Below are 25,585 nucleotides of genomic sequence, written 5' to 3' on the forward strand. Positions count from 1 at the left end.
CTATCGTTGCCGAGCTACGCCTGGCGCCGGAGCACCTGACTCGCGGCCTTGGCCAGCCACACGAAGGCGAACAAACTTGCAAGAATGAGCACAATCGCTCCACCTGTGGGTAGGTCCCATACCCAGGATGCCCAGATGCCGAAGAAGGCGCCAGCCGATCCTATAACGGGGGCAATGAGCATCATGGGCAAGAGCCGGTCAGTCAACAAACGTGCCGTTGCCGCAGGCGCAATAAGGAGTGCCAGTACGAGGATGTTCCCTACGATCTGCACACTCATGACGACGGCCGCGGCTATCGTCAGGTAGAGCACGACGTCCATGACACCCGCGCGTACTCCCAACGATTGGGCATAGGCACGGTCGAGGGAAACAAGCACGAGCTTCTTGTGAGCAAGCGCTAAAGCGGCGAGGATTAAAACCGTTCCGATCGCCACCGTACGTAGATCGCCCGGCTGAACGCCGGTCAGTGATCCGAAGAGGATCGATTCTAGCGAACCCGTGTAGGTCGATATACGCGCCATAATGACCAGGCCTAGCGCGAATGCGGCAGCGAAAAAAATCCCAATGACGGAGTCTTCCCCGATTTTGCGATTCTGAGTGAACAAAGCAATCAGGAGCGTCACAACTACGCCGGCGATCGCGCCGCCCAAGAGCACCGATCCACCCAGCGCGAAAGCAACCGCAATTCCAGGAAATACAGCATGAGCGAGTGCGTCCCCAATAAAACTCATGCCACGCAAAACCGTATGGACACCCACAGCGCCGCAAATGATGGCAGACAGAACGGCCACGATGAGTGCGCGCTGAAGAAAGGCAAGCTGTGGATTAGTGAGGTCAGCAAGGAAATCAACGAAACTCATGAGCCCAATCCAATCGTTCGCAATAGTGCGGAATCAGGACGCACCTGAAAGGTGTCAATCCATATCTGCGGATCACGCATATTCTTCGGAGCATCAGCTGCACGGATCGTTCCAGAAAGAAGAGCGATTCTGTGGGACATTCCTACCGCTTGAGTGAGGTCATGAGTCGACATCAGGATAGCGACCCCGGCCGTCGACAGCGCGGTGAAGAGATCCGTCAACGAATCTTGGGTGGGATGATCCAAACCTGTGAAGGGCTCATCAAGAAGGAGCAGACGCGGCTTAGGTGCGAGAGCACGCGCGATCAACACACGTTGCTTTTGCCCACCGGAGAGTTCGTCGAGTGTACGATCGCGTAAATCCATCATGCCGACCATATCGAGAGCGTCATATACTGCACGCCAGTGTCCCGGCCTGGCCCATTGCCAGGGGCGCATGCCAGCCTGTAGCGAGGTCATCACGGTCTCTTGGACGCTGATGGGATAATTCCACGCGATGTCGTGGCGTTGGGGAACATAACCTGGGGCGCCTGCGCGTTCGATATTTCCCGAGGTCGTGGGGATGAGCCCCATGATGGCACGCATGAGGGTGGTCTTGCCGGCTCCATTGGGGCCCAACAGTCCCACAATTTCGCCCTCGCCGATGTCGAGGTTGACGGCGTGGAGGATCTGCCGGCCCGAGAGCGAAACGTTGACGTCGTTAAGGCTGAGAACGTTCACTCAACATCCCCGCGGTCGGCCAGTGCAGCAGATTGCGCTGCCCGCGTGCGCTTGCGTGCCAGAAGGAAACCGGCCAGGCCGATGGCGGCAAGGCCAATAATGCCAGTTGCGACGAACACGCCGGTGCGATCGGTGCTGCGGCCTGTTGAGGCAACTGAAGCTGGCTCACTCGAGGTTTTCTCCGGGCCTGATTGCGAGGAAGTGGTGGCTGAGGGAAGAGCGGTGGCAACGGCGTCGTCGACGACGGCCCACGCCTGATCGACGGTGGTTTGAGAACCGACTGCGACAGTGACAAATGCGGGTGCACCGACGGTCTGGCCGTCCTTCAACGTCGCCGTAAAGGTCAGGCGAAGCCGATGTACGCCGGGCTCCGTAAAAGCCCAGTTCACGTGCGTATGGGTGTTGAGCTCAACGGCGATTGGCTGAGCTTCCTTTTTCTTCGAATCCCAAAGAACATTGGGACCTTGGAAATTACCTGCCTGGACAAACGCGGTGAAATCTCCCGGCCCGTCATGCCCATCGAAAACGATCGAAACAGTGCCATTGACACCCTCGATAACGGCAGGATCCTGAGTGTTCCACCCTAACCACGGAACGGCGGCGATTTCCTGTTGAGGAATTACCCAAGCTTGCTTTCCGCCCACGAAATCGTAGCCTTCGGGCACGTCCAGCCGGGCGGTGTCACTAACTTTGTAGACGACGTCGTTAGTGTGCCGCCAAGTAGGGGAAGCGGACGTATCATCACGGGCGAGCACCTGCCATTGGCCGTCAATGAGACGCGGCCCCATGTCGACGTGCCCAGCCTCAATGACGGTGCGTTGGCCAATGGGAGCTACGGCCTCGTTAGCGTCGACTCGCTGGGTGAGGGCCGGATCAACTGCAGTGGAGCCGTTATCAGTTGTGCCCGTCGTGGCATAAGCAGGGCCTGTCACGAGCGAAGCGAGCATACCGAGGGTAACGATTTGGCGTATTTTCATTCTTATCCTTCAAATTTCCATGCTGGATAGGCGCCTGGATCTAGGCACTTCTTGAGTTCGTTAGTGTTGGCGATCATGAGATCAACATAAGTAGGAGTGTCAGGCATGAGGGTATCGGAAGATAGGGAACATACTTCGATGCCAAGCCCATCAGCGATCGAGGTTAGTTCTCCACGTCCTGATCTGGTTGAACGCTCAGTGAAGACGGCAGGGACCCCAAGATCTCGTAACGTGGCGGACAAGATAGCGAGCTGGCCTGCCGATGGCTCGAGAGATGGGTTAGCTGAAGCGAAGCCTGTGATTGTTAAACCGTAGGCGTTGGCGAGGTAGCCGTACGCATCGTGAGCGGTGACGAGCCGGCGGTTCTTTTTTGGAATCGTTGCAAGAACGTTGGCCATCCACCGATTGAGTTTTTCTAACCGCGCGATGTATGCTTTCGCGTTTTCTTGAAAAGTTTGTGCGTGTTCAGGTGCGATTGTGCTGAGTCGTGCTTGGATGATTTCAGCGAAGGCGATGGCGTTACGTGCGTCGAGCCACATGTGTGGGTCGACTTCGCCATGCACATGTTTGCCGATAACAGCTTGAGCGAGTACCCACGCATCGTCCCCTGGTTTTCCCAGGAAGCGCCATTTGGGGTCGGCAGGCACTTGCGTTCGAGTGGCGTGAGGTACTGCCACGACGCCGTCAACAGGCTTACGTTCGAAACTTTTGCCTTTTTCTTCGCCACGGTAGCGGAGATTTCCATCGAGGCTGGCGAGAAGATCTACGTGGCCAGTTGCGAGCGCCCGCGGACCGGCGTCGACTCCTACCGCGAATTCTATAGTGGCACTGGAAAGGGGCTTATCTTCGTGCAGTGCTTCGAGGGTGAGCTGGTAGTGTCCTGGCTTGGTAAAGCCCCAGGACATGTGGGTATGTGAGCCGAGGGGAAGGGAAAGTTCGTCATCGCCTAGCCCATCGGAGCTGTCGAGCCAGATGGAGGGCTGACCAAAGACACCGGTCGTGAAGGCCGAGATATGTCCGGGCCCCTTGGCATCGATCGCACGGAAAGTGACAACACCTGGGTCGGAGTACTTTCCTTCGACGCGCAAGCCCAACCATACGGTGTCGAGCGCTCTGTCTTCGACGAGGGGAATATGATATGCGCCCATGGCCACGGATTCATCGCCGAGCTCGACGAGGGGAGAGCCTTCTGGCAGGTTGGCACTCACCATTTCCCGTATCGCCGTGTTTTCAAGTAATAATCCGTTTGAAAAGGCTGCCTTGGCACGGGTTACCTGACGCAGCATGGACAGAGGCGGCTCGTAGGTGTGCGGGTCGGAAGTTGGTGGGACGAGCGAGACGACGTCGATCGCCTCGCCCGCCACGTTCTTCACCATATCGGCCACGATTGGCGTAGTTGCAACAACGACTGAGGCAGACCCTGCCTGGGCCTGTGGGAGAGCACATCCGGTCAGCACGAGGCTGACCGCGAGGAGCAGACGGGAGGGGCGGGCAAGCCCGCCCCTCGACGTTGTGTTGTTATGCACGGCGCTTCCTGATTGCGAGCGCGATGCCCGCGCCTAGGAGAACAACGCTGAATCCTGCAAGCGTAGACACGGTTGCACCGGTGTGCTTGAGTGCCTTGACCTGGCTTGAGGCCACGTGCTTACCTTCGGCTTTCAGCTTTGCGATCTGCTCGGGCGAGAGCTGGCAATCCTTACCTGACGGAGTCTTGCCGACCCACTCGGTCTTGAAGTACTTGCCATTCTTCTTCTCCACACCCGGGGGAAGCTGGCCTGCTGAGCCGGAGGCTCCGCCGAACCAACGGGTGCCAACTACCTGTCCGAGGTTGCCGGAGGAGAAGACTGCGAGCTTACCGGGGCCGCTGACGTTTGACAGAGTCCACTTAACCGTTCCGGTGGTACCGGAAACAATCGAGGGATGCTGTGTGTTCGCACCCACCCATGGCACGTTGGCAACTTGGGATGATGAAATCATCCAGATGTCGGATCCGGCCGGAGCGATGAAATCAATGCCTGCGGGGGCCTTAGCCTTCGAGGCAGGGCCAAGTCCGAAGATCAAGGTATTGGGATCAACCCATTTCGCGGGTTGATTACGATCATCCTTGACCTTGACGTAAAGGTTGTCACCTTCGAGGATGGAACCAATATCGAAATGGCCAGAATTGGCATTACCGGATCCGCCCACATTGAAGGTGAGAGTGCCGGTTGCCTGTGCACGCTTGCCGTTCTTGAGAGTGGCGGTCTGCGTAAGGGTGACCTTGTAGGTGCCAGGCTTGGTGAAGACCCAGTTCGGATGTGCGTGGGTGTTTGCCGGAACAGTGTAGGAGCCACCCGCGGATTTTGCTGCTGGAGCTGCGACTTCCTTTTCAATCGGGGTTGGGATGCACTGTTCAACCTTAGGGGTTGCCTTGGCATTTTGGGTACCCGTGGATGCTTTGCCGTTCGTGGTTGTTCCGGAACCGTTCGGGTCCGTTCCGCCCGTGTGCGAATTCTTGGAGTTCGACTTGTCGGGTGTGGTGTTTGCTTCGTCTGTCTTCTCAACCTTTCCAGGAGTCTTGTCGTTAATGACGAAGCGGATTGTTCCAGGCTGGGACGTCACCGATGTTCCGTCCTTGTTAGTTGCTGAGGCCTGGATAGAGAACTCGTATGTTCCTGGCTTGGTGAACACCCAGTTTGCGTGGATGTGAGCTGGGCCCGCATTTGTGATCGTGGTGCCTTCAGACTTGGTCGAGTCCACGAGCAAGTTTTGTAGCTCGGTCAGGCCAGAAGTGAAGGCCCAGGCCTTTCCACCTTCTGGTGTGGAGGTTGCCTTGATCTTCAGCGTCGTTCCCTTCGGGAATGTCGATGTTGAAAGACGTTCGGTTGAGAATCCTGGCCAGACAAGACCGTCAGCCTTCGTCTGTGGCAGGACGAAAAGTGCGGTTCCAAGCTCTCCGAGGAAGTTGTAGGATTTGTCGCCGAATACGCGCTTGGATCGAGCGTGATCGTTAATGGTGGCGGTTAGAGTAACTGCGTCCGGATCGCGTAAGACTGTCTTCTTAGCGTGGGTACGAGAATCGTCACCGACGATGACGCGGAGCGTCCCATCGGGCATCGCTATGGGGCCATAATCAAGATGTCCGTCATTGATGGTGACCTTCTCATTGAGAACTGTCATGTCTTGATTGTCGGACTTGTCCTTGGAGTCGTTAGTGGCCTTGTCGGTGGGGTTTTGATCTTCCGAGTCCGCGGAGGACCCGTTGTCACCTTGCGAGGAGAAAGTTCCCTTGCCAGAGAATGTGGCATTATCGGCATCAATCTCAAATGTTGTCTGGCCGGCATCGTACTGGGTAGCGGGAGTGACCTTCCAGATGGCGTGGCCTTGTGTACACGTTTCCTCGAAGTACTCCTTGGGGAGTGTCATGGTGCGTGAGGAGCGAGTAGATGTGAAGTTGACAGGACAGTTCGTAGTGTCGGTCAGGTCCTGCCCGAAACCGCCCGAGAGCGTGAATTCGATGTTGCGATCTTCTGGCATCGCTGTGATGACATAGTTATCGCCCTTGAGCTCATTGGTGATGGTGAAGTTCTTGCTCGTCACGTTCACGGGATCAAGGTGATGCTCGGGAGTGTCAGACTCCGCAGGCGTCGGGAATTCGCCAGACTTATCGGTGGAGGTCGCTTCCTTACCGTGGGTGTAGTGCACGGGTGCAGTGATCCAACGCGGGGCAGGCGAATCAGCTGCGGGGACATAGACGGCTTGGAACGTGGATTCCAAAGATCCGATCATCTCGTGCCACGTTGCTTTTCCTTCAGATAGCGAGGCTTGCGCGAGGTAGTGGCCATCGATATAGAAAGCCACAGTACCGGTGGCCTTCTTGTCGCCCGTGTCGAATGTTAGGGCTGTCATGGGGTCTTCAGTGTCGGTGGGTGACAGGGTGAAGGTGTGAGTGAAAGACTTCGATGAGCCTTCAGCTTTCGAGTCGTTGTAGGCTTCGATGACGTTTTCGAGCTCAGCCTTGCTGGGATCGGAGCCGCCCACCTGCCAGAACATCTTTTGCGGCTCAGAAGCAACGAACTTGCCTGTAGTCGCATCACGGTAGGAGGTACGATAGGTCAGCGTGTAGCTGCCAGGCTTGGTGAACGTAGTGCTAATGTGGCTGTGTGCACCGGCCGTGAGCTGGATAAAACGGTAGTCGTTTAGGTGGCTAGAGATGAAGCGCTCCGGCGGATCGCCCTCGAAAGGCTCGCGGAACATTTCCATACGTCCTGGCCCCTCGAAGTCGACTAGCTCGAGCTGGAAAGTTTTATCGCGGAATTTTTCTACCGGGACGGCGGCATCGGCTCCGTAGCCGATCCACAGGTTGGAAGCGCCGCCCGTGGCGTTCACGGGGCTGCCCAAATACAGATGACTGTCAGGTTCGCCGAGGAAGCTGAGCATATCCCCTTCGGGGACGGTGTAGTAGAAATATTGCTTTCCGTCGTCGTTATGGCCTTGGTGGAGCCAGTGGATTCCTTCTTCAAGCGCGGTGAGTTGCTGACCTGATGCCTTGAGGGTCAGGCCATTGTTCTCCCAGTAGGCCTTGGGGGAATCGGTATGACCCTGTGAGAAAAGGGCCTTATCTTCAGATGGGATCGCCGAGGCTGGAGCCATCGTGGCCCCGGCTAAGGCAATTGTTGCGGCAGCGATTGTGAATCGCTTTGCCCACGTCAGACGTGACAAGGAGGATCACCCTGCTTTCGTGTGAGAATGGTTTTCAACAACAAGCGTAATGGGAATCAGTATCAATACCAATGATGGTGGTCGAATTGTGGTGCGTTGCGCAGTAGATGGGAATGGTTTTCATAAAATAAACATATTGCAATGTATTTATATGTGATGTAGATTTGAGATGTGGATATGGAGAGAGGACTTACTGAAGCAGCTCGGTTGTTTAAAGTCTTGGGTTCAGACTCAAGGCTGGGGATCTTGCGTTTCCTCCAGGAGCATCCGGCTACTGTCGGAACACTGGTGGAAAAGACTGGGATGACTCAGCCGCTCGTCTCTCAGCATCTTCGAGTCCTCCGGCATACCGGCCTCGTAACCCGGGACCGGCAGGGGAAAGAAGTGACATACCAGATTGCTGATTTCCATGTATCTCACTTGATTGAGGACGCCATCATCCATGCCCTAGAAAACCGCCCGGAAGGCAAAGGAGAAGACCATGACTGAGCATGCCAAGGCAGAGCACACCACCGAAGAGCACAAGCACGGCGAGGGCTGCGGCCACGTCGCGATCCAGCACGGCGATCACGTCGATTACCTGCACGACGGCCACCGCCACGCCGAGCACGGCGACCACTACGACGAGCATGAGGCGAAGGCCGAGCACACCACCGAAGAGCACAAGCACGGCGAGGGCTGCGGCCACGAGGCTGTTCAGCACGGCGATCACGTCGATTACCTGCACGACGGCCACCGCCACGCCGAGCACGGCGACCACTACGACGAGCACTGAGTAAACCAACAGGTGGGCCCGGCAACAGCCGGGCCCACCTGCATTAATTCGAGATTACCCTCCCTTGGAGGAGGGCGGCGCAAGAAGTATCCCTGGTGCCAGCCTCAGTGGCGCTGGCCATCGATGGGGCCCACCAGTTCGAGGAAGCACTGTCCGCACAGGGCGATGTATTCGACGTCGTCCTGGTTATCGATGGAAACCTGCTCGCCATGAAGCACGAACTTTCCATTGACCTTGCGGGCGTTGAAGTTGGCCTTGCGGCGGCAGCCTGCTCCGCACATGGTTTTGAGCTCTTCGAGCGTGTGGGCAGTTTCAAGCAGGCGGGCCGATCCAGGAAAGACCTTGGTCAAGAAGTCGGTTCGTAGCCCGTAGCACAGCACCGGAATGTTGAGCTTGAGCGCGGCAAGCAAGAGCTGATCTACCTGGGCTGTGGTCAGGAACTGAGCCTCGTCAACAAGGATTCCACCCACGGTCTTGCCGTGGATCGACTCGAGCCATTGCTTGGCGATCTGGTAGAGGTCGTCGGACGGGGATGCCAGGTGGTCGACTTGGCGCTCGATTCCCATACGCGTATACAGGGCGCCGCCCGCCTTTGAATCGAGGGCGGGTTTGATGATGAGGATCTGCTGATGAGACTCTTCAAAGTTGTGGGCGGCCATGAGGAGGCCGGCCGTCTTGCCTGAGTTCATCGTTCCGTAGCGGAAATAAAGTTTTGCCACTGGTGATCCTTCGTGTGCAGGCGATCGGAGGCTATACGATCGTAAATAATGTCGGAGCTGGGTGAGACGCTGTGCTCATGGACAAGACGCATCTTCCTGAGAAATATATTGGCAAGCCACGTCTTGGATGGATCCTGAGTCGCCGCGATGAGGCGGAGATAGGACCCATCCACGTGCTTCCTGCGTGGAAACTACTGTGGCTTGATGGTGACGCGGATACGGCGAGCCGCCGGGAGGGGGAGGGACACGTCACGGCCGTCGATCGAAATCGTCGTCAGGCCCAATACTGGGGTCTGTGAAAGGATGGCCGCGGTGGTCGAGGGGCATACGCCCAAGTCCCCAAGGAAGGTCAGCACGTCGGCGTCGTCATCGTCAACTTGCTCGATTCGCACATCCTCGCCTGTCGGCACCTCATGAAGAAGAAAGACGTCCATGGCCGGCATCGTGCCGTCCGGGCGCGGGATCGGATCTCCATGCGGATCGCGGAGGGGATGGCCTAGCACGTCGTCAACGGCATCGACGAAACGGTCGGAGACCGAATGCTCGAGCGCCTCGGCTTCCTCATGAAGCTCCTGCCAAGCGTAGCCGAGTTGGCTGTGGAGGAACGTCTCGATGAGGCGGTGCTTGCGCACCATGCGTAACGCTTCGCGCTGCCCGAGTTCCGTGAGGCGAATCGGGCCGTAACGCCGGTGGTCCACGAGGCCCTGGGCGGCAAGCTTCTTGACCGCCTCAGTGACGGTCGAGGGGCTCAGGCCCATTCGGCGTGCAAGTTCGGTGGGGACTACCTCATCGCCTGACCATTCGGAGATGGACCAGATCGTCTTGAGGTAGTCCTCATTCGAGGCTGTCAGATCTGCCATTAGGACAGGGCTGCCGCCACGGCGAGCTTGAGGGCCTTGACGAAGTTCGTCTCGCGCTCCTCGGCCGTCATGTCCTGACCAGGCACGGTCATGTGATCCGACACGGTCAGAACCGTCAGGGCTTCCTTGCCGTAGAGCGACGCGATGCCGTACAGCGCGCCGGACTCCATTTCTGCGCCGGCGGTGCCGACCTTCGCGGCGGCGTCGTTGACCTCGGCCGGGACGTTGTAGAAGCGGTCGCGGGAGATCACGGGCGCAACGACGACATCTGGGTCGTCCCCGGCGGCCTCTGCCGCGGCCTTGACCAGGTTGTAGGAGGCGACTGCCGAGAAGTGGGTTTGGGGAATGAGGTAGGTGTTCATGACGCCCTCGTAGTGAGCGCCATTGGCGATGACGACGTCACCAACTTTGACCTTCTCCGACAGGCCACCGCAGGTTCCCACGCGGATGATGCGCTGAACATCGAACTGGGTGAAGAGCTCAGTGGCGTAGATGCCCAAGGAAGGCTGGCCCATGCCCGAGGCCATAATGGACAGCGGCTTGCCGTCGACAGTTCCGGTGAAGGCCTTGATGCCGCGGACGTCCGAGACAACCTTCGCGTCCGGCATGAGCATCTGAGCCATGCGCTCGGCACGCTTGGGATCGCCGGGCATAAGGACTGCGGGGGCGAAATCGCCCTTTTCTGCGTTAATGTGTGGCGTTGCCATAATTCCCCTTCGGAATACAGGATGAAAAATCTACCGGGCACCATTATTGCCGATAATGGTGCCCGGTGGGATGACCCGGGCCGATGTCGTTCGTGCGCTCCGCCCTCGGCCTAGGTGCGGTGCCGGGCGAGGCCCGGCCGTGGGGCGAGCCTTATGCCTCAGTCTCTTCGGGCAGGCCCTTGCGCCGTGCGCGGCGCTCTTTCGGAGTCAGGTGTTGGGCGACCTGCTCGTCGAAGATCTGCCAATGCTCGGCCGAATACTCGGTGAAGTCGCGTGGACGTCCGCCCGGACGATTCTCCATCTTGTTCAGGTACGGGTAGATGTCGTGACCACGCAGGTACAAGATGGCCGTGTTGATCGCCGCGGCGAGCGGAACGGCGAAGAGCGCGCCGAAAATGCCGGCCACAGCCGAGCCGCCGGCCACGATTAGAACGATCGCCAACGCATGCATATTGAGCGCATTACCTTGGAGTATGGGCTGAAGGACGTTGCCCTCGATCTGCTGGATGAGAATCACGCCAGCGAGCATGAGCAGCGCCAACGGAACCGACTGAGTGTTGACGAGGACAATGAGGACCGCAAGGAAACCTGACAGGAAAGCGCCCACGATCGGGATGAAAGCGAAGAGGAAGACGACGACGCCGATGGGGAACGCAAGGCTGAGCGGCGTGCGAAGTGCCATGGCGACGATGGCGATGCCGACGGCGTCGACCACGGCGACAATCGCCTGAGTGCGTGTGTAGTTGCCGATCGTCACCCATGCCCGGATGCCGGCCTCATTGACTCGGTTGTGCTGCGAGCGCGGGGTCAGCCGCACGATCCAGTGCCACAGGCGCCGCCCGTCCTTGAGAAAGAAGAAGAGGGAAAACAGCGTCAGCACAAGGCCGGTGAGGAAGCTCGTCACGCTGGCGCCCACCGCGGCGACCCCGCCGATGAGGGACGAAGCGTTATCCTGAATGGCCTTTTGACCCTTGGCCCAGGCCTCGCTCAGCGTGTCTTGCAAGTGTGGGAACTTCTGGATCAGGAGGTCAACCAGGGCCGACATGCCCTCCTTGACCTGGTCAGCCAGGTCGCTCACTCCTGCAACGATTCCGGTTCCTGCACCGATGAGCAACCCGAGGATGACGAGGACCAGGCCAACGACGCCGACGGCGGCCGCGGCAGCCGGGGGCCAATTCCATCTATTCTTCAAGGCCGAGGTCATCGGCTCCAGTACGACGGCGATAAGCAAGGCGATCATGAGCGCTACCAGAATTAACGAGAACCTGAAAGCGACCCAGCCCATGCCAACAACCATGATGGTGATGACGATGATGCGCCACGCCCAACCTGCCGTGGTTTCAAGGGCGGCGGGCACGGGGGAGCGATGCTCGACGACGTTGGTTGTTCGGGTGGAACTCACCGTGACTTTTGTGCTCGGTTCGGGTGTCAAACCCTTGGTCTTGTCTCTTTCGTCCATACCGCAACAGTAACGTTTCTCCTCTCAGATTCCCTAACGCAGGTGGAGCAGTAGAATGTAATTTGCTCGCAGCCAGTGAGACACGCCCTGCTCCGACCAAGAAGGACCCATGTATTCGCTTCTCGCTTTTGACCTAGACGACACCCTCGCACCGTCGAAATCGCCGCTTCCTGCGCGCATGGCTGCCGCGTTGCGGGCGTTGCTTGCCATTCGCGACGTGTGCGTCATCTCTGGCGGTAACTTCGAACAGTTCGAAAACCAGCTTCTTGCCGGGCTCGACGCCAGCCCGGAAGAGCTCTCGCGCCTGCATCTGATGCCAACGTGCGGCACGCGCTACATGAAGTACGACGCCGGAGCGTGGGCGCCCGTGTACGTTCGCGACCTGACCGACGAGGAACGCTCCGAGGCTATGGCGGCGGTCGAGGAAGAGGCCAGACGCTTGGGGCTATGGGAGAGCGAGGTCTGGGGCGAGATCCTCGAAGACCGCGGGTCTCAGATCACGTTCTCCGCGCTCGGGCAGCAGGCGCCTCTCGAGGCGAAGCGTGCCTGGGACCCAACTGGTGAGAAGAAGGAAAAGCTACGCGCCGCCGTCGCCGTCCGCCTTCCTGACCTTGAAGTGCGTTCGGGCGGTTCGACCTCGGTAGATATCACCCGCAAGGGAGTGGACAAGGCCTATGGGATCGCCCAGCTAGTGCTCGAGACGGGCATGCCCATTGATCGCATGCTTTTTATCGGCGATCGTCTCGATGAGGGGGGCAACGACTATCCGGTCAAGCGCCTGGGCATCGACACACACGCCGTCACCGGGTGGGAAGACACCGTAGCATTTGTTGAAGAGTATGTAGCCGGCGGGCGGACGGAGTCACATGTATAAGGAAGAAGACCTCGATATCGCGGAGCTAGATCGCCGCATCGCCAAATTCGAGGCGCGCGCCAGCGAGCACGAAAGCGCCGGGGGAGCGTCCCGCGAGACGGCGCTCCTCATCCTCATCGCGGCGGCGGTGGGCATGCTGGCCTCGGCGATGCTCATCCTGTCCGAGCTGAGTTACGTGAAGAATCCGGCCGGCCATCTGGTCTGCGACATCAACCCGCTCTTCGGGTGCTCGACCTGGTTCACCGCTTGGCAGGGCCACCTGCTTCTCGGCACGCCCAACGCCCTGTGGGGAGCATTGTTTTTCGCAGGCATGACGGCCCTCGGATTCGTGCTCGCCCTCGGCGGGCGGCTACCGCGGCTACTGTGGCAAGGCGCCCTTGCGGGCAGTAGCCTCGGTATCGTGTGGGTTATGTGGTTTGCCTACGAATCCTTCGCCGTTGAGGGATCGCTGTGCCCGTACTGCCTGCTCGTATGGCTAGCGACCATCCCGCTATTCCTGACCCTCCTCGGGCGCGCTGCGCAGGCGGGACACCTGGGCCAGTCCGCGCAAGCATTCGGTTCGGCGATGGTTCGCAACCGCTGGGTGATCCTCGGAGGAACCTACTTCGCGTTGGGCCTCTTCACCGTCGTGTGGTTCTGGGACGCCTGGGCGCTCGTGTTTTAGGCGCGCGGCGTCGAGCGGCTTGCCCCAGGCCCTTGTCGGCTGGACGCGCTATTGTGCGGCCCGCACCTGCTCCTCGTAGCCCGCCTCCACGAGCGCTGTGCGGAGCTTGTCCATCGCGCGGGCGATGTCTTGCGGGTTAGCTGCCTGCACGCCATGGAATTGCGCCGCCTCTTCGGACTCGGCGGGAACCACGTGCACGTGGGTGTGGGGTACCTCAAAGCCGAGGATTGACACGATCGCTCGGGGCACGTCGAACGCCTTTTCCTGCGCGGACGCAATCACCTGCGCAACCTGCATCATGTGGGCGAAAGCGCTCGGTTCGACGTCGTTAAACTTGGCTACCTCGGCGCGTGGCACAACCATCACGTGGCCCGGGCGCACCGGTTCGATCGTGGCCATGACGACGCAGACGTCGTCGACCCAGACGAACTGACCGGGAATCTCACCCGCAATGATCTTCGTAAAAATGCTACTCATAGGAAGATTCTACGGTGTAAGTCGCGTCTCTCACAGCGAACCTCGCCTAGGTCGCGGGCGTGTGCTGGGCTAGAATTGGCCCGAATCACGCAGTTAAAGGAGAGACATGAGCATTACGCCGTCGCATCGTTATACGGCTGAGCTTGCCAACGAGATCGAAAAGAAGTGGCAGGATCGTTGGGAACAGGACGAGACGTTCAACGCGCCGAACCCGGTGGGGGACCTCGCCGCTGCAGACGGTGAGATTCCCGAGGAGTCCTACTACCTGCTCGATATGTTCCCGTACCCGTCCGGCAAGGGCCTGCACGTGGGCCACCCGCTCGGCTATATTGCGACCGATACGCTCGCACGCTTCGCGCGCATGCAGGGCAAGAACGTCTTGTACACCATGGGCTACGACGCCTTCGGCCTGCCCGCCGAGCAGTATGCCGTCCAAACCGGCCAGCATCCCCGCGTGACCACGGAAGAAAACATTGCCAACATGCGCCGCCAGCTGCGCCGGCTTGGTATGTCCCACGAGCAGCGCCGCTCGGTGGCGACGACGGACGAGGATTTCGTCTCCTGGACGCAGTGGATCTTCCTCCAGATCTACAATTCGTGGTACGACGAGACCGCTCCGGGTCGTCGCGAAGGGACCGTCGGGCGTGCTCGCCCGATTACGGAGCTTGTCGACGAATACGCCCGCGGCACCGTGCCCACCCCCGACGGGCGGCCCTGGAAGGAACTGGACGAAGCTGAGCGCCGCGCCGCGCTCGATGCTCGTCGTCTGGCCTACATCGACTACGCCCCGGTGAACTGGTGCCCGGGGCTCGGGACCGTGCTGGCAAACGAGGAAGTCACCGCCGAGGGACGCTCCGAACGGGGCAACTTCCCGGTGTTTAAGCGCGAGCTTCGCCAGTGGATGATGCGGATCACGGCGTACGCCGATCGTCTCGCTGAGGACCTGGATCTGGTGGATTGGCCAGAAAAGGTTCGCCTCATGCAGCGCAACTGGATCGGCAAGTCCCACGGCGCAGAGGTCACCTTTACGGCCCATACCGCCGACGGCGACGTCCAGCTCACCGTCTTCACCACCCGCCCCGACACCCTGTTCGGTGCGACTTTCATGGTGGTCTCGCCCGAGCATCCGATGCTGGCAGGTGCCGGCGTGCCGCGCGAGTGGCCAGAAGGCACCAAGCAGGCATGGACGGGCGATGGAGGTACGCCCGTTGGCGCCGTCATGGACTATCAGCGTGCGGCCTCGATGAAGTCCGATATGGCGCGCGCCGACGACGACCGCGAAAAGACCGGCGTCTTCACCGGTATCTACGCCACGAACCCCGTCAACGGCAAGCAGATCCCGGTATTCACCGCAGACTACGTGATGATGGGCTACGGCACGGGCGCGATCATGGCCGTGCCAGCTCACGACCAGCGCGATTTTGATTTCGCCAAGGCCTACGACCTCGACATCGTGCCCACGATGAAACCCGAAGAGGGCTTCGACTGGGAGAGCGCGTGGACCGCCGACGGCGAAATCATCGATTCGGCGAACGAGGAGATCTCGCTCAACGGCATGTTCAAGGCCGAGGCAGTGTCCGCAATGAGCGCATGGCTCGCTGAGAAGGGCATCGGCCGGGCCACGATTTCTTACCGACTGCGTGACTGGCTCTTCTCTCGTCAGCGCTATTGGGGTGAGCCCTTCCCGGTGGTCTACGACGAAAACGGCAACGCACACGCGCTGCCCGAGTCCATGCTGCCCGTCGACCTGCCGGACACGCCCGACTATTCTCCGCGGTCCTTCGACCCGGACGACGCGACCTCGAACCCGGAGCCCCCGCTTGGGCGCCTGCAGGATTGGGTCAACGTCGAACTCGACCTAGGCGATGGCGTGAAGAAGTACACCCGTGACACAAACACGATGCCCAACTGGGCCGGTTCGTGCTGGTATGAGCTTCGTTACCTCGATCCGCACAACGCCGAGGCATTCGTGGACCCGGCGGTGGAGGAGTACTGGATGGGGCCACGCGAAGGCAAGGCCTCCGGCGGTACGGACCTGTACGTGGGCGGCGTCGAGCACGCGGTGCTTCACCTGCTCTACGCACGCTTCTGGCACAAGGTACTCTTTGACCTCGGCTTCCTGTCATCGTGCGAGCCCTTCCACAAGCTGTTCAATCAGGGCTACGTGCAGGCATACGCCTACACGGATTCCCGCGGCCAGTACGTCCCGGCCGACGAGGTGGAGGAAGTTGCTGCGGGCGACGGCTCGGGAGAGGTGACCTACGTCTACAACGGTGAGAAGGTCAAGCGTGAGTACGGCAAGATGGGTAAGTCCCTGAAGAACATCGTCACTCCCGATGAGATGGCTGAACAGTACGGCGCCGATACCTTCCGCCTGTACGAGATGTCGATGGGACCCCTCGACGTCGACCGCCCGTGGGAGACCCGTGCAGTGGTTGGCTCCCAGCGTTTCCTCCAGCGTCTGTGGCGCAACATCATCAACGAGGAAACCGGCGAGCTGGTGGTGACCGATGCAGAGCCTGATCTGGAGACCGCCAAGCTGCTCGCCCGCACGATCGTGGGCGTGCGTGAGGACTTTGAGGCCATGCGCATCAATACCGCGATCGCGAAGATGATCATGCTCAACAATCACCTCACCGGCCGCGACGTGCCGCGTCCGGTTGCCGAGGCTCTTGTGCTGATGGTCGCTCCGGTTGCCCCGCACGTCGCTGAAGAACTGTGGAGCCGCCTCGGCCATGGCAAGACTCTTGCATTCGAAGCCTTCCCGAAGGTGGAGGACGAGTCATTGCTGGCCGATGACACGGTCACGGCCATCGTGCAGGTTAAGGGTAAGGTCCGCGATCGCCTCGAGGTGCCGGCCGACATTTCGGCAGCGGACCTGCAGACGCGGGCCCTGGCATCGGACAAGGTTGCCAAGTTCTTGGAAGGTGAACCCCGAAAGGTCATCGTTCGCGAGCCGAACCTCGTCAACATCGTTCCGTAGACCAATCTTCACCGCGATGACGCGCTCAGGTCCCGTCCCAGCAGATGGAACGGGACCTGCTCCGTGATCGCCAAACGACTAGAGTGGGCGAATCGAAAGAAAGGGCATGCAATGGCATCAACAGACATCTCAAAGGTCGAAAAATTTGGACACGCAGCCTGGGAGATTGTCTCACCGACCGGCGCGCGAGCGCTCGTCTCGGAGCGTGGTGCCACGCTCCTGTCATGGCAACCCGAGCCGGGCGTTGAGCTCCTGGCGGCGCACGAGTCGAGGGAAGAGCTAGAGTCCGGCGCTGGAGCACGGTCCATGATTCTCGCGCCCTGGGCGGGCCCGATCGCGGACGGTACCTACACCTTTGACGGCCAGGACATCACGGTTGACGAGGCTGTGCGCGCCTATTCGCTGGCTTATCGTCAAGACTTCCGCGTCACGTCGGCTGGAACCACCCTGTCGATGGCGACGCTCATCGAGCCCTCAGAATCTTATCCGTGGAAGTGCGAGGTCGCCGTCCATTACTCCCTCGACTCGGGTGCTGATCGTGAGGAGCATTTGTCGATCACGTTGGAGGCGAAGAACCTCTCCGACACGGCCGCGCCGATGACGGTTGGCTGGCACCCTTACGTGAAGATTCCAGGAATGTCGACGGTCTCTCACTTGAGTATCTCCGTTCCCGCCCGCACGAAGATTCTGTGCGACCGCCGGGGGATTCCGCTTCCCGGCGAGTCTGCCTACGCTGGCGTCAACATGCCGATGGAAATCGAATACCTAGGCTCGACCTCCATGAATGACTATTACCGCGGCCTTGTTCCCGACAACTACGGCGTGGTTGCCACGCGCGTGGTCGGCCAACCTTCGAACGCCTCGATTGAGCTGACCCAGGAGCCGGGTGAGGCCGCCGTCGTTCACGTCGATACCGGTGACAAGCTAGAACGCGATCCGCGCAAGGCCATTGCTCTTGCTCCCATGTCGGCAGTTCCCGATTCGTTCAACCGCCCTGATGCGGTGGGATCGGTACGCGTTGAGGCAGGCCAGTCCCGCCAGATGACGGCGACTCTGACCTACGTGAAGTAGGCCGCGCCGCGCACCCGTGGCGAGGGCGCTCCGGCGTCGTTCATAGATCTGAGCGGCCAGAGCACCCCTTGCCAGAAAGCTCTCGATCCTTCTGCGCAGATGTGTGTGGGCTGCCCATGTTTCCAAGGACAGCCCACTCACGATATCTGCGCTGAACAGACCCTACCTGCGCCGCGTGCCGAAGATTGCGCGAGTGATTTCCCGCGTGAGCGTACGACCGGCGGTTCTGACGATCTGGTCGACAGTGCTTTCGCGGCGTTTACGACGCCGTTCGGCTTCGGCGGCCTCGGCGCGCCGCTGGCGTTCGGCCTCCTTCTTGGCCTCGCGCTGTTCACGCTCGATCTGCTTCTCGAGTTCGCGCGCTTGGCGATCCATCTCCTTCTTGCGCTCGGCCTCTTCCTTGGCAGCCTGGGCGGCTAACTCTTCTTGCCTTGCAGCTTCGGCGCGCGCGGCTGCTTCCTCGGCCATTCGCTGCTCAAGCAGCTCGAAGGCGGACTCGGGGTCGATGGCGTTCTTGTAGCGAGCCATGGTTGGCGAGTTGGCCAACGCCGCGGACACGGCTTGCTGCGATGCTGGCCCCATGACGGCCGCGGGGGCCCAGATGCGCACGGGTGCCACAGGGGAGGGACGCCCCTTCTTGTCCAGGACCGTGACGATGGCTTCGCCCGTTCCAAGATTGGGAAGCACTTCCTGCAGGTTAAGCGGCGAGGTGGGGAAGGTTGCCACCGTCTCACGCAACTTCTTGGCCTCGTTAGGCGTGTGGGCGCGCAGCGCGTGTTGGACCTTCGAACCCAGCTGGGCGAGGACATCGTCGGGAATGTCCTTCGGCGTCTGGGTAATAAACATGATTCCCACGCCCTTGGAACGGATGAGCCTGACCGTTTGGACGACCTGGTTTAGGAATTCCTTTGAGGCGTCACTAAAGAGGAGGTGGGCTTCGTCGAAGAAGAAGACGAGCTTGGGCTTGTCGGCGTCGCCCACTTCGGGCAGCTCTTGGAAGAGTTCAGCGAGGAGCCACATGATGAAGGTAGAGAAGAGCGCGGGCCGCGATTGAACGTCGGGAAGTTCGAGGGCGGAGATGACGCCACGCCCGTCACTGGAGGTGCGGAGGAACTCGGAAACGTTAAAGGCGGGCTCGCCGAAGAATTCGCCGGCACCCTGCGCCTCCAGCTCGGCGACGTTACGCAGGATAACGCCGGCGGTCGCGGGCGCGACGCCTCCGATGTTCTTCAGCTCGTTCTTGCCATCCTCCGAGGTGAGGTAGGAGATGACCGCACGCAGGTCGGTCAGGTCGATGAGGGCCAACTGGGCGGCGTCGGCCCAATGGAAGATGAGGGAAAGTGCGGACTCCTGGGTCTCGTTGAGTCCCAGCACCTTCGACATGAGGATCGGCCCAAAATCAGTGACGGTGGTTCGAATCGGCGTGCCGTTGCCCACGCCGCCGAGGGCATAAAGTTCGGTGGGGAAGGCGGAGGGCTTCCAGTCCTGGCCCTGTGCCGCCACCCGTTGGATGAGCTTGTCCGAGGATGGGCCCGGCTCCAGCAGTCCGGTCAGGTCACCTTTGATATCGGTCACGAAGCACGGAACGCCGTTGGCGGACAGCCCTTCGGCAAAAAGCTGGAGTGTGCGAGTCTTGCCGGTTCCGGTGGCGCCGGCAATGATGCCGTGGCGGTTGAGCATGCCCAAAGGAATGCGTACGTGGGTGCCCGGGCGTGGCTCGCCCTGTTCCATATACGTTCCGACCGTCATCGTGGCTCCCTCGAAGGCGTAACCATCGCGGACAGTTGTTTCGTACGACGACGTCGCATCTGGAGCGTCTGGCTCCGCTTGGGCAACTGGCTCAGGCTGTGTAACCGGCTCAGCGCTGGAAGGGGCCTCGTCGGGCGTCGGATCCTCGGGCGTCGGCTGGGCTGGGCCTTCTTGGGCGGTGCCTGCCTGCATCGAGGCGAGTGCGGCCTCGAGCTTGGCCTTGGCGGCCGCGGCTTTAGCGGCTGCAGCCTGTGCTTCTGCTTCGAGGGATTCGGCTTTGAGGCGGAGGAGTTCGGCATCGTTCATGAGGCAAGTTTACGTCGAAGAGGGCGGCGTGGCCCGATTTTGTCCACACATGATCAGCCGACGTTCCTATCCACATTTGCCGGATCGAGGAAACGCCGGCGCGGGCGATCTTTGAATAATAGAGCCATGACTTCTCCGCCGCCTCGCCGCCCGTCCCCGCGCAGATCACCGCGCGTTCGTCATCGCGCCTCACATTGGGAAAGCGTCGAAGGATTCGTCTCGACGGCCATGCGCATGGGTGCTGGTGACGACGTCGGCGCGCTGACGACTACCGGCAAGAAGCGGCGCTTCGTGCTCGACGGGCAGTCCCTCAAGCTCGTCGCCCTTCTCATCACCGTGCTGGCGCTCGCGGGCGCAATTGGCGCCTTCTCCCAACGATCCGTGGAAGTAGCTGCGATCCCTATCACGACGGCGAGCACGGCGGCGCCGAGCCAGACGATGATGCCGAGTGAGTCGACGATGCCGGGGTCGGCCCCCACCCCAACGCAGGGCGAGCCTGACCAGATCGTTGTGCACGTCTCTGGCGAGGTCGCCCATCCAGGAATCGTCAAGCTCACGCCACCGGCGCGGATCAACGATGCGCTCATGGCGGCCGGTGGTCCGACACCGGCCGCCCAGCTCGCACGTATCAATCTGGCTCAAAGCATCGACGATGGCACGCACGTGCACGTCCCAGGCGCCACCGAGGAACCACTCCTCGAGGGAGGAAGCGGGCAGGGTCAGACCGGAGACGCCCACAGCCACCCTGCCGGGGAGAAGGTCAATATCAATGAGGCGAATCAGGCAGGGCTACAAGCCATCCCCGGGGTGGGACCGGTGACAGCGAAAGCCATCATCGCCTGGCGTGAGGAAAACGGCCGATTCACCTCGGTTGAGCAGCTCATCGAGGTGACCGGCATCGGCCCCAAGACCCTCGAGCAACTACGCGAGCACGTACGTGTCTCGTGAGGACTATCGGCTCCTGCTTCCGGCGGGTTTGGTGTGGGTGGTGGCGATCATCGGCCCATTGGACTACCTCGCTCTCGGACTCATGGCGCTGCTGGTCACCGCCATGGGACTCATGCACGAGAACTGGCTTGCCACGATCGTCGGGGTCGCTCTGGTGGGAGCCTCCATTGCCGGGGGTATGCACTTCCTCGTCCGTGATAGCGACATCGTCATGCGCAGCGGCGGCGCAGTAGTCGAAGCGGTCGGCGTCGTCGAGTCCTACCCGAAAGAAAAAGACGGCGCATTCACCGCCAAAGCCACGATCTCCTCGGTGACGGCGGCGGGGCGGACGCACTCGTCGTCGGCACAGGTACTCATACGCTGGGAAGGAGAACGCCTTGAGCGCGGCATGAGCTTCCACGGCCGAGGGAAATTGGAAAGCCTTCCGGAGGACTTCGTGGCATTTGCAAAGCTCAACCTCACGCACATTCGCCACGACTCCGGCGGAAACGCCGCACGCATTCATTCGGCGCTGCGTGGGGCGATAGCTGACCGGCCGTGGCACGCCCAGCTCATACCTGGCGTGGTCATCGGCGACGACACCGGTCTTCCCGAACAAGCCATCGCCCTTATGCGCACGCTCAACCTCTCCCACCTCACCGCCGTCTCGGGCGCGCATATCTCCATGGTTCTCGCCCTCGTGCTCTTCGGAGTTGGACGACGCCGACCTGTCGTCGCCGGCGTCGTGTCCCTCTTCGCGCTAGTGGCCCTCGTGGAGCTGGTAGGGCAGGAGGCATCGGTCCTGCGAGCCGGCTATATGGGAATCTTGCTCTGCCTCGCCATCGCTCTCCGCCGCCCGAGCAGCGCACTACCCCTCCTCAACGCCACCGTCCTCGCGGTGAGCCTGCTCGACATTGACCTCGCCCGTAGCCTTGGTTTCCAACTTTCCGTCCTCGCGACCGCCGCGATCATCATCTTCTCCTATCCGCTCCAACAACGGCTCGCCACTCACATGCCGCGCGTCCTTGCCGACCTCCTCGCCATTTCGCTCGTCGCCGCTGTCGCGACCGGCCCAATCACGCTCACTATCCAGGACGAGGCATCGGTGTGGGCAGTGCTAGCCAACGCCCTCGTCGCCCCCGTCGTCACGCCACTAACAATAGGCGGCATGAGCGCGGCACTACTCCTCCCGATCATTCCCTGGCTCGCCATCCCGATTCTGCGCGCCTGCGAGCTATGCACATGGTGGATGGTCACGGTATCGAAAACACTCGGCGCCCTGCCAGGCTCCGGCCTACCAGCCTCCGTCGTCTTCGTCTTCAACTTCCTCATCCTGCTCGCGCTCGCGGTCACCTTGACGATGGGCGGCGTGCGACTTCTCCTCGCCTCGATGGGCGTGGCGGCCACATCGGTGTGGCTGTCAACCTTCATGCCGACCTACTCGCCGGCCGACTGGGAGGCGATCCAATGCGACGTGGGGCAAGGCTCGGCCTTTCTCGCACGCGACGATCGCACGACCGTCCTCGTCGATGTGGGTCCGGAAAACGGCAACATCTCTGGGTGCCTGCGGGCGGCCGGCGTCAACAAACTCGACCTCGTCGTCCTCAGTCACTTCGACGCCGACCACGTGCGAGGACTGGCCGAGGTTATTGAGAACGTCCAGGTGGACATGGTCTGGCATTCGCCCAACCTCGCGCCAGACTACAATTCGCGTTGGGCACTCGCCCTCCTGAAGGACAGAGGGATCGAACATGCCGCAGTGAGATACGGCCAGAGTTTGGGAAGGCTGGCGACGGTGGTTGGCCCGCGCTCTGTCAGCGGCGCCCAAGACTCGTCGAACACCGATTCGCTCGTCGTCGTCCTTCAGACTGCCTCCCACAGGATCCTCGTGCTCGCAGACGCCCCTTACGAGCGCCAGGTGACCTTGGTCTCCGAAGTCGAGGGAGTCGACGTCGTGGTTGCGGGGCACCACGGAGCTCGCGACCAAAGCCCGGAGCTCGCGCGAAAAATACGCCCGGCGATCTCTGTTTTTTCGGTGGGGGATAACGACTACGGGCATCCGACGCGCGAGGCACTGGACATCTGGCGTGCGCCGATCCTCGCCCGTACCGACCAATGTGGCCACATTGCGATTACTGCGGGGGAGGTCGTCGCAGGGTGTCGGAGCGACGTGGAATAATGAAACGTATGGCAGAAGTAAACCTCGCACCCATCGTGCTCGTGACGAGTGGCGAACCCGTTTTAGCTGATCGCGCTATTGATTCGGTGCGTCGTCAGCTGCGCGGGATTGACCCGAGCACCGACATTGTGGAACTCGATGCGGCCGCCTACGTCAGCGGCCAGCTTGAAGCCTTACTTACGCCCTCGCTTTTTGGCGAGCCCCGCGCGATCATCGTTGGGCACTTGGAACAGCTCAATCCTGCGTTCCAAGAGGACCTCCTGTCTTACATTTCCGCCCCGGAGGTCGATTCAGTGATGGTGCTTCGCCACAACGGTGGTCAGCGCGGCAAGAAGGTTCTTGATGCCTTGAAGAAGGCGAAGGTACCAACCTACGACTATCCCAAGGTGAAGTATCCCAACCAGAAAGTCAAGATTGTCACTGATGACGTCCGAGCGGCCGGGCGTAAGATGACCTCCGATGCGATCGGTGCCCTCGTCGCAGCCCTGGGCTCGGATCTACGAGAACTCTTGAGCTCGGTCAATCAGCTGATGGCGGATATTCAGGGGACGATCACGGAGGAGGACGTTCACACCTATTTCGCCGGGCGGGTCGAAGCGACCACCTTCAACGTGGCGGACGCGGTCGTCGTCGGGAACGCTGGCAGGTCGGTCGAACTTGCGCGCCACGCTATCGCCACCGGAAATTCGCCGGTCTCGATCGTCGGCGCAATAGCGAGCAAGCTTCGGGCGATGGCGCAGGTGCTTGGGCAAAGGTCTGCCAAAGGCAAGACGCGCCTGAAAATCAACGAGTGGCAGGCTAACCGAGCTAAGACGGACCTTCGGGGGTGGTCAGGGGATACGCTCGCGCGTGCCATTCAGGTGATCGCCCGGGCGGACGCGGAAGTCAAGGGGCTCTCGCGAGATCCCGAATACGCCCTCGAACGGGCGATCATCGAGATCTGCGAGTTACGGCGGCGGTGAGACTCTGCCGCTTTATGAAGCGCCGTGGCGATATGCTGAAGATGTAACTCACAAGGCCGTGATAGACAACGAACAAAGGAGCGAAGTTGCGCATTGGTGTACCACGCGAGTCTGACGAACAGGCTCTGGTCGCCGCTACTCCAGACACTGTTGGAAAGCTGATCAAGCTTGGCTACGAGGTGGTCGTGGAACACGACGCCGGAGCTAGGGCCAGTTTTCCAGACACACTGTATGACAGTGCTGGGGCGCGGATCGTCAGCAAAGAGGAAGCATGGGCCGCGGATATCGTGACCGCTTTGGACGCCCCTGCTTCAGCCGAATTGGACATGATGAGGCAGGGCGCAACGTTGATCGCGCGCATGGCTCCGGGGCGTCATCAAGACATTCTCGATGCGCTCTCGAGCCGCGGCATCACGGGGCTTGCCATGGACATGGTTCCGCGTATTTCGCGCGCCCAGTCGATGGATGTGCTTTCCTCGCTGGCCAACGTTGCCGGCTACCGAAGCGTCATTGAGGCGGCCCATCATTTCGGGCGTCTCTTCTCCGGCCAAGTCACCGCGGCAGGAAAGGTCGCCCCGGCCAGCGTGTATGTGATCGGCGCCGGTGTTGCTGGCCTTGCCGCGATCGGCACAGCCAACTCGATGGGCGCCATCGTCAAGGCTACGGATGTGCGAGCCGAGACGGCCGAACAAGTCGAGTCCATGGGCGCCCAGTTCGTCGCCATTCCGGTTGCCGCTCAGGAATCCTCCGACGGTTACGCCAAGGAGATGGGGCAGGAGCAGGCTCGCGCTGCTGAAGCCCTCTACGCCGAGCAGGCTGCGGCAGCTGACGTTGTCATCACAACTGCCGCCATTCCCGGACGTCGCTCACCGGTCCTTTTGACTGCCGAGGCAGTGGCCGGGATGAAGCCCGGATCCGTCGTCGTGGATATGGGGGCGGCGAACGGCGGAAACGTCGTTGGCTCGCGCCCGGACGAGGTCGTTGTCACCGAAAACGGCGTGACGATCATCGGCTATACCGAGCTAGCCGGCCGACTGCCCGCGCAGTCCTCCCAGCTCTATGGCCAGAATGTCGTCAACTTCTTCAAGCTCACCACACCGGAGAAGGACGGGATGCTCCATCTGGACCTCGACGATGAGATCGTTCGACAGATGCTGGTCACGCTCGAGGAGCGTGTCATGTTCCCGCCGCCGCCTGTCAGGGTTTCTGCAGCGCCCGTCGCTCGGCCTGCACCGGTAGCGCCGGCCGAGCCCGAGCCGGTGAAGGAGAAGTCCTGGGTCGCCAAACACTGGTGGAAGGCGGCCGCCGCCGCGCTCTTTACGTTGCTAATTCTCGCCGCACCGCCGGGAAGTACTACGCACTTCATGGTCTTCCTGCTGTCTGTGGTGATTGGCTTCTACGTCATCACCGCGGTCACGCACGCCCTTCATACACCGCTGATGTCCGTCACGAATGCGATTTCGGGCATTATCGTTGTGGGGGCTCTGCTGCAGGTGGGCGCTCATAACCTTGCCGTCCAGATTCTCGCCTTTATCGCGATCGCCGTGGCATCCATCAACATCTTTGGTGGATTCCTCGTCACCGAGCGCATGCTGAAGATGTTCCATAGGAGCTGA

Annotated in this window: 21 protein-coding genes; 10 read left to right on the forward strand and 11 right to left on the reverse strand. The window is 60.7% G+C overall.

Annotated elements, in window-relative coordinates; translation table 11 throughout:
* Positions 1-14 precede the first annotated feature (14 nt).
* Genes HLG82_RS03860 through HLG82_RS03880 form a run of 5 tightly spaced genes read right to left on the reverse strand, consistent with a single transcriptional unit; the run spans position 15 to position 7,257 of the window.
* A complete protein-coding gene (locus HLG82_RS03860; RefSeq protein WP_193327390.1) occupies positions 15-860 on the reverse strand; it encodes an anchored repeat-type ABC transporter permease subunit in 846 nt (281 codons plus the stop codon).
* Complete coding sequence (locus HLG82_RS03865) at positions 857-1,579, reverse strand: anchored repeat-type ABC transporter ATP-binding subunit (RefSeq protein ID WP_193327391.1); 723 nt, start codon at positions 1,577-1,579, stop codon at positions 857-859. The genes HLG82_RS03860 and HLG82_RS03865 overlap by 4 nt, the downstream gene beginning before the upstream one ends.
* A complete protein-coding gene (locus HLG82_RS03870; RefSeq protein WP_193327392.1) occupies positions 1,576-2,556 on the reverse strand; it encodes a choice-of-anchor M domain-containing protein in 981 nt (326 codons plus the stop codon). The genes HLG82_RS03865 and HLG82_RS03870 overlap by 4 nt, the downstream gene beginning before the upstream one ends.
* A gap of 2 nt (positions 2,557-2,558) precedes the next feature.
* Positions 2,559-4,082, reverse strand: a complete 1,524-nt coding sequence (locus HLG82_RS03875; protein ID WP_193327393.1) for an anchored repeat ABC transporter, substrate-binding protein — start codon at positions 4,080-4,082, stop codon at positions 2,559-2,561.
* The gene (locus tag HLG82_RS03880) at positions 4,075-7,257 is read right to left on the reverse strand and encodes a choice-of-anchor M domain-containing protein (RefSeq protein WP_193327394.1); all 3,183 of its coding nucleotides are present in this window, start codon (positions 7,255-7,257) and stop codon (positions 4,075-4,077) included. Before HLG82_RS03880 ends, HLG82_RS03875 begins: the two co-directional genes overlap by 8 nt.
* A gap of 177 nt (positions 7,258-7,434) precedes the next feature.
* Here HLG82_RS03880 and HLG82_RS03885 point away from each other — a divergent pair, with 177 nt between their 5' ends.
* Both HLG82_RS03885 and HLG82_RS03890 read left to right on the forward strand, forming a co-directional pair.
* On the forward strand, positions 7,435-7,746 hold the full coding sequence (locus HLG82_RS03885; RefSeq protein WP_193327711.1) for an ArsR/SmtB family transcription factor: 312 nt from the start codon (positions 7,435-7,437) through the stop codon (positions 7,744-7,746).
* Positions 7,739-8,032 (forward strand): hypothetical protein, encoded by a 294-nt coding sequence (locus tag HLG82_RS03890; RefSeq protein WP_193327395.1) that lies wholly within the window; start codon positions 7,739-7,741, stop codon positions 8,030-8,032. Before HLG82_RS03885 ends, HLG82_RS03890 begins: the two co-directional genes overlap by 8 nt.
* 104 nt (positions 8,033-8,136) lie before the next feature.
* On the opposite strand, the gene HLG82_RS03895 is transcribed toward HLG82_RS03890, so the two are convergent.
* The 4 genes from HLG82_RS03895 to HLG82_RS03910 all read right to left on the reverse strand — a co-directional run bounded on the left by HLG82_RS03895 (position 8,137) and on the right by HLG82_RS03910 (position 11,777).
* Positions 8,137-8,751 (reverse strand): thymidine kinase, encoded by a 615-nt coding sequence (locus HLG82_RS03895; RefSeq protein ID WP_193327396.1) that lies wholly within the window; start codon positions 8,749-8,751, stop codon positions 8,137-8,139.
* A gap of 191 nt (positions 8,752-8,942) precedes the next feature.
* Entirely contained in the window at positions 8,943-9,611 is a 669-nt protein-coding gene (locus HLG82_RS03900; protein ID WP_193327397.1) for a metal-dependent transcriptional regulator, read from the reverse strand.
* A complete protein-coding gene (locus HLG82_RS03905) occupies positions 9,611-10,318 on the reverse strand; it encodes a purine-nucleoside phosphorylase (RefSeq protein WP_193327398.1) in 708 nt (235 codons plus the stop codon). The genes HLG82_RS03900 and HLG82_RS03905 overlap by 1 nt, the downstream gene beginning before the upstream one ends.
* Positions 10,319-10,469: 151 nt before the next feature.
* Entirely contained in the window at positions 10,470-11,777 is a 1,308-nt protein-coding gene (locus tag HLG82_RS03910) for an AI-2E family transporter (RefSeq protein ID WP_193327399.1), read from the reverse strand.
* A gap of 109 nt (positions 11,778-11,886) precedes the next feature.
* Between HLG82_RS03910 and HLG82_RS03915 the strand changes: the two genes are divergently transcribed.
* Positions 11,887-12,651, forward strand: a complete 765-nt coding sequence (locus tag HLG82_RS03915; protein ID WP_193327400.1) for an HAD-IIB family hydrolase — start codon at positions 11,887-11,889, stop codon at positions 12,649-12,651.
* Positions 12,644-13,315 carry a vitamin K epoxide reductase family protein gene (locus HLG82_RS03920; RefSeq protein WP_193327401.1) on the forward strand — a complete coding sequence of 224 codons (672 nt, stop codon included), beginning with the start codon at positions 12,644-12,646 and terminating at the stop codon, positions 13,313-13,315. Before HLG82_RS03915 ends, HLG82_RS03920 begins: the two co-directional genes overlap by 8 nt.
* Positions 13,316-13,363: 48 nt before the next feature.
* Here the strand turns inward: HLG82_RS03920 and HLG82_RS03925 are convergent, their stop codons facing one another.
* The gene (locus HLG82_RS03925) at positions 13,364-13,792 is read right to left on the reverse strand and encodes an HIT family protein (RefSeq protein ID WP_193327402.1); all 429 of its coding nucleotides are present in this window, start codon (positions 13,790-13,792) and stop codon (positions 13,364-13,366) included.
* Between the two features lie 106 nt (positions 13,793-13,898).
* Between HLG82_RS03925 and leuS the strand changes: the two genes are divergently transcribed.
* Both leuS and HLG82_RS03935 read left to right on the forward strand, forming a co-directional pair.
* Positions 13,899-16,775 carry a leucine--tRNA ligase gene (gene leuS, locus HLG82_RS03930; protein ID WP_193327403.1) on the forward strand — a complete coding sequence of 959 codons (2,877 nt, stop codon included), beginning with the start codon at positions 13,899-13,901 and terminating at the stop codon, positions 16,773-16,775.
* Between the two features lie 111 nt (positions 16,776-16,886).
* Positions 16,887-17,846 (forward strand): aldose 1-epimerase, encoded by a 960-nt coding sequence (locus HLG82_RS03935; RefSeq protein ID WP_193327404.1) that lies wholly within the window; start codon positions 16,887-16,889, stop codon positions 17,844-17,846.
* A gap of 162 nt (positions 17,847-18,008) precedes the next feature.
* Here HLG82_RS03935 and HLG82_RS03940 read toward each other — a convergent pair whose 3' ends face one another.
* Positions 18,009-19,901: a helicase HerA-like domain-containing protein gene (locus HLG82_RS03940; protein WP_193327405.1), complete on the reverse strand. Its 1,893-nt coding sequence runs from the start codon at positions 19,899-19,901 to the stop codon at positions 18,009-18,011.
* A 126-nt stretch (positions 19,902-20,027) separates the two neighbouring features.
* Between HLG82_RS03940 and HLG82_RS03945 the strand changes: the two genes are divergently transcribed.
* From HLG82_RS03945 to HLG82_RS03960, 4 genes are all read left to right on the forward strand, one after another.
* Positions 20,028-20,849: a helix-hairpin-helix domain-containing protein gene (locus HLG82_RS03945; RefSeq protein WP_193327406.1), complete on the forward strand. Its 822-nt coding sequence runs from the start codon at positions 20,028-20,030 to the stop codon at positions 20,847-20,849.
* Positions 20,839-23,007: a ComEC/Rec2 family competence protein gene (locus tag HLG82_RS03950; RefSeq protein ID WP_193327407.1), complete on the forward strand. Its 2,169-nt coding sequence runs from the start codon at positions 20,839-20,841 to the stop codon at positions 23,005-23,007. Before HLG82_RS03945 ends, HLG82_RS03950 begins: the two co-directional genes overlap by 11 nt.
* A gap of 8 nt (positions 23,008-23,015) precedes the next feature.
* On the forward strand, positions 23,016-23,969 hold the full coding sequence (holA, locus tag HLG82_RS03955; protein ID WP_193327408.1) for a DNA polymerase III subunit delta: 954 nt from the start codon (positions 23,016-23,018) through the stop codon (positions 23,967-23,969).
* Positions 23,970-24,055: 86 nt separating this feature from the next.
* The gene (locus HLG82_RS03960; RefSeq protein WP_193327409.1) at positions 24,056-25,585 is read left to right on the forward strand and encodes a Re/Si-specific NAD(P)(+) transhydrogenase subunit alpha; all 1,530 of its coding nucleotides are present in this window, start codon (positions 24,056-24,058) and stop codon (positions 25,583-25,585) included.

Source organism: Trueperella pecoris (assembly GCF_014926385.1).
Taxonomy (GTDB): Bacteria; Actinomycetota; Actinomycetes; order Actinomycetales; family Actinomycetaceae; genus Trueperella; species Trueperella pecoris.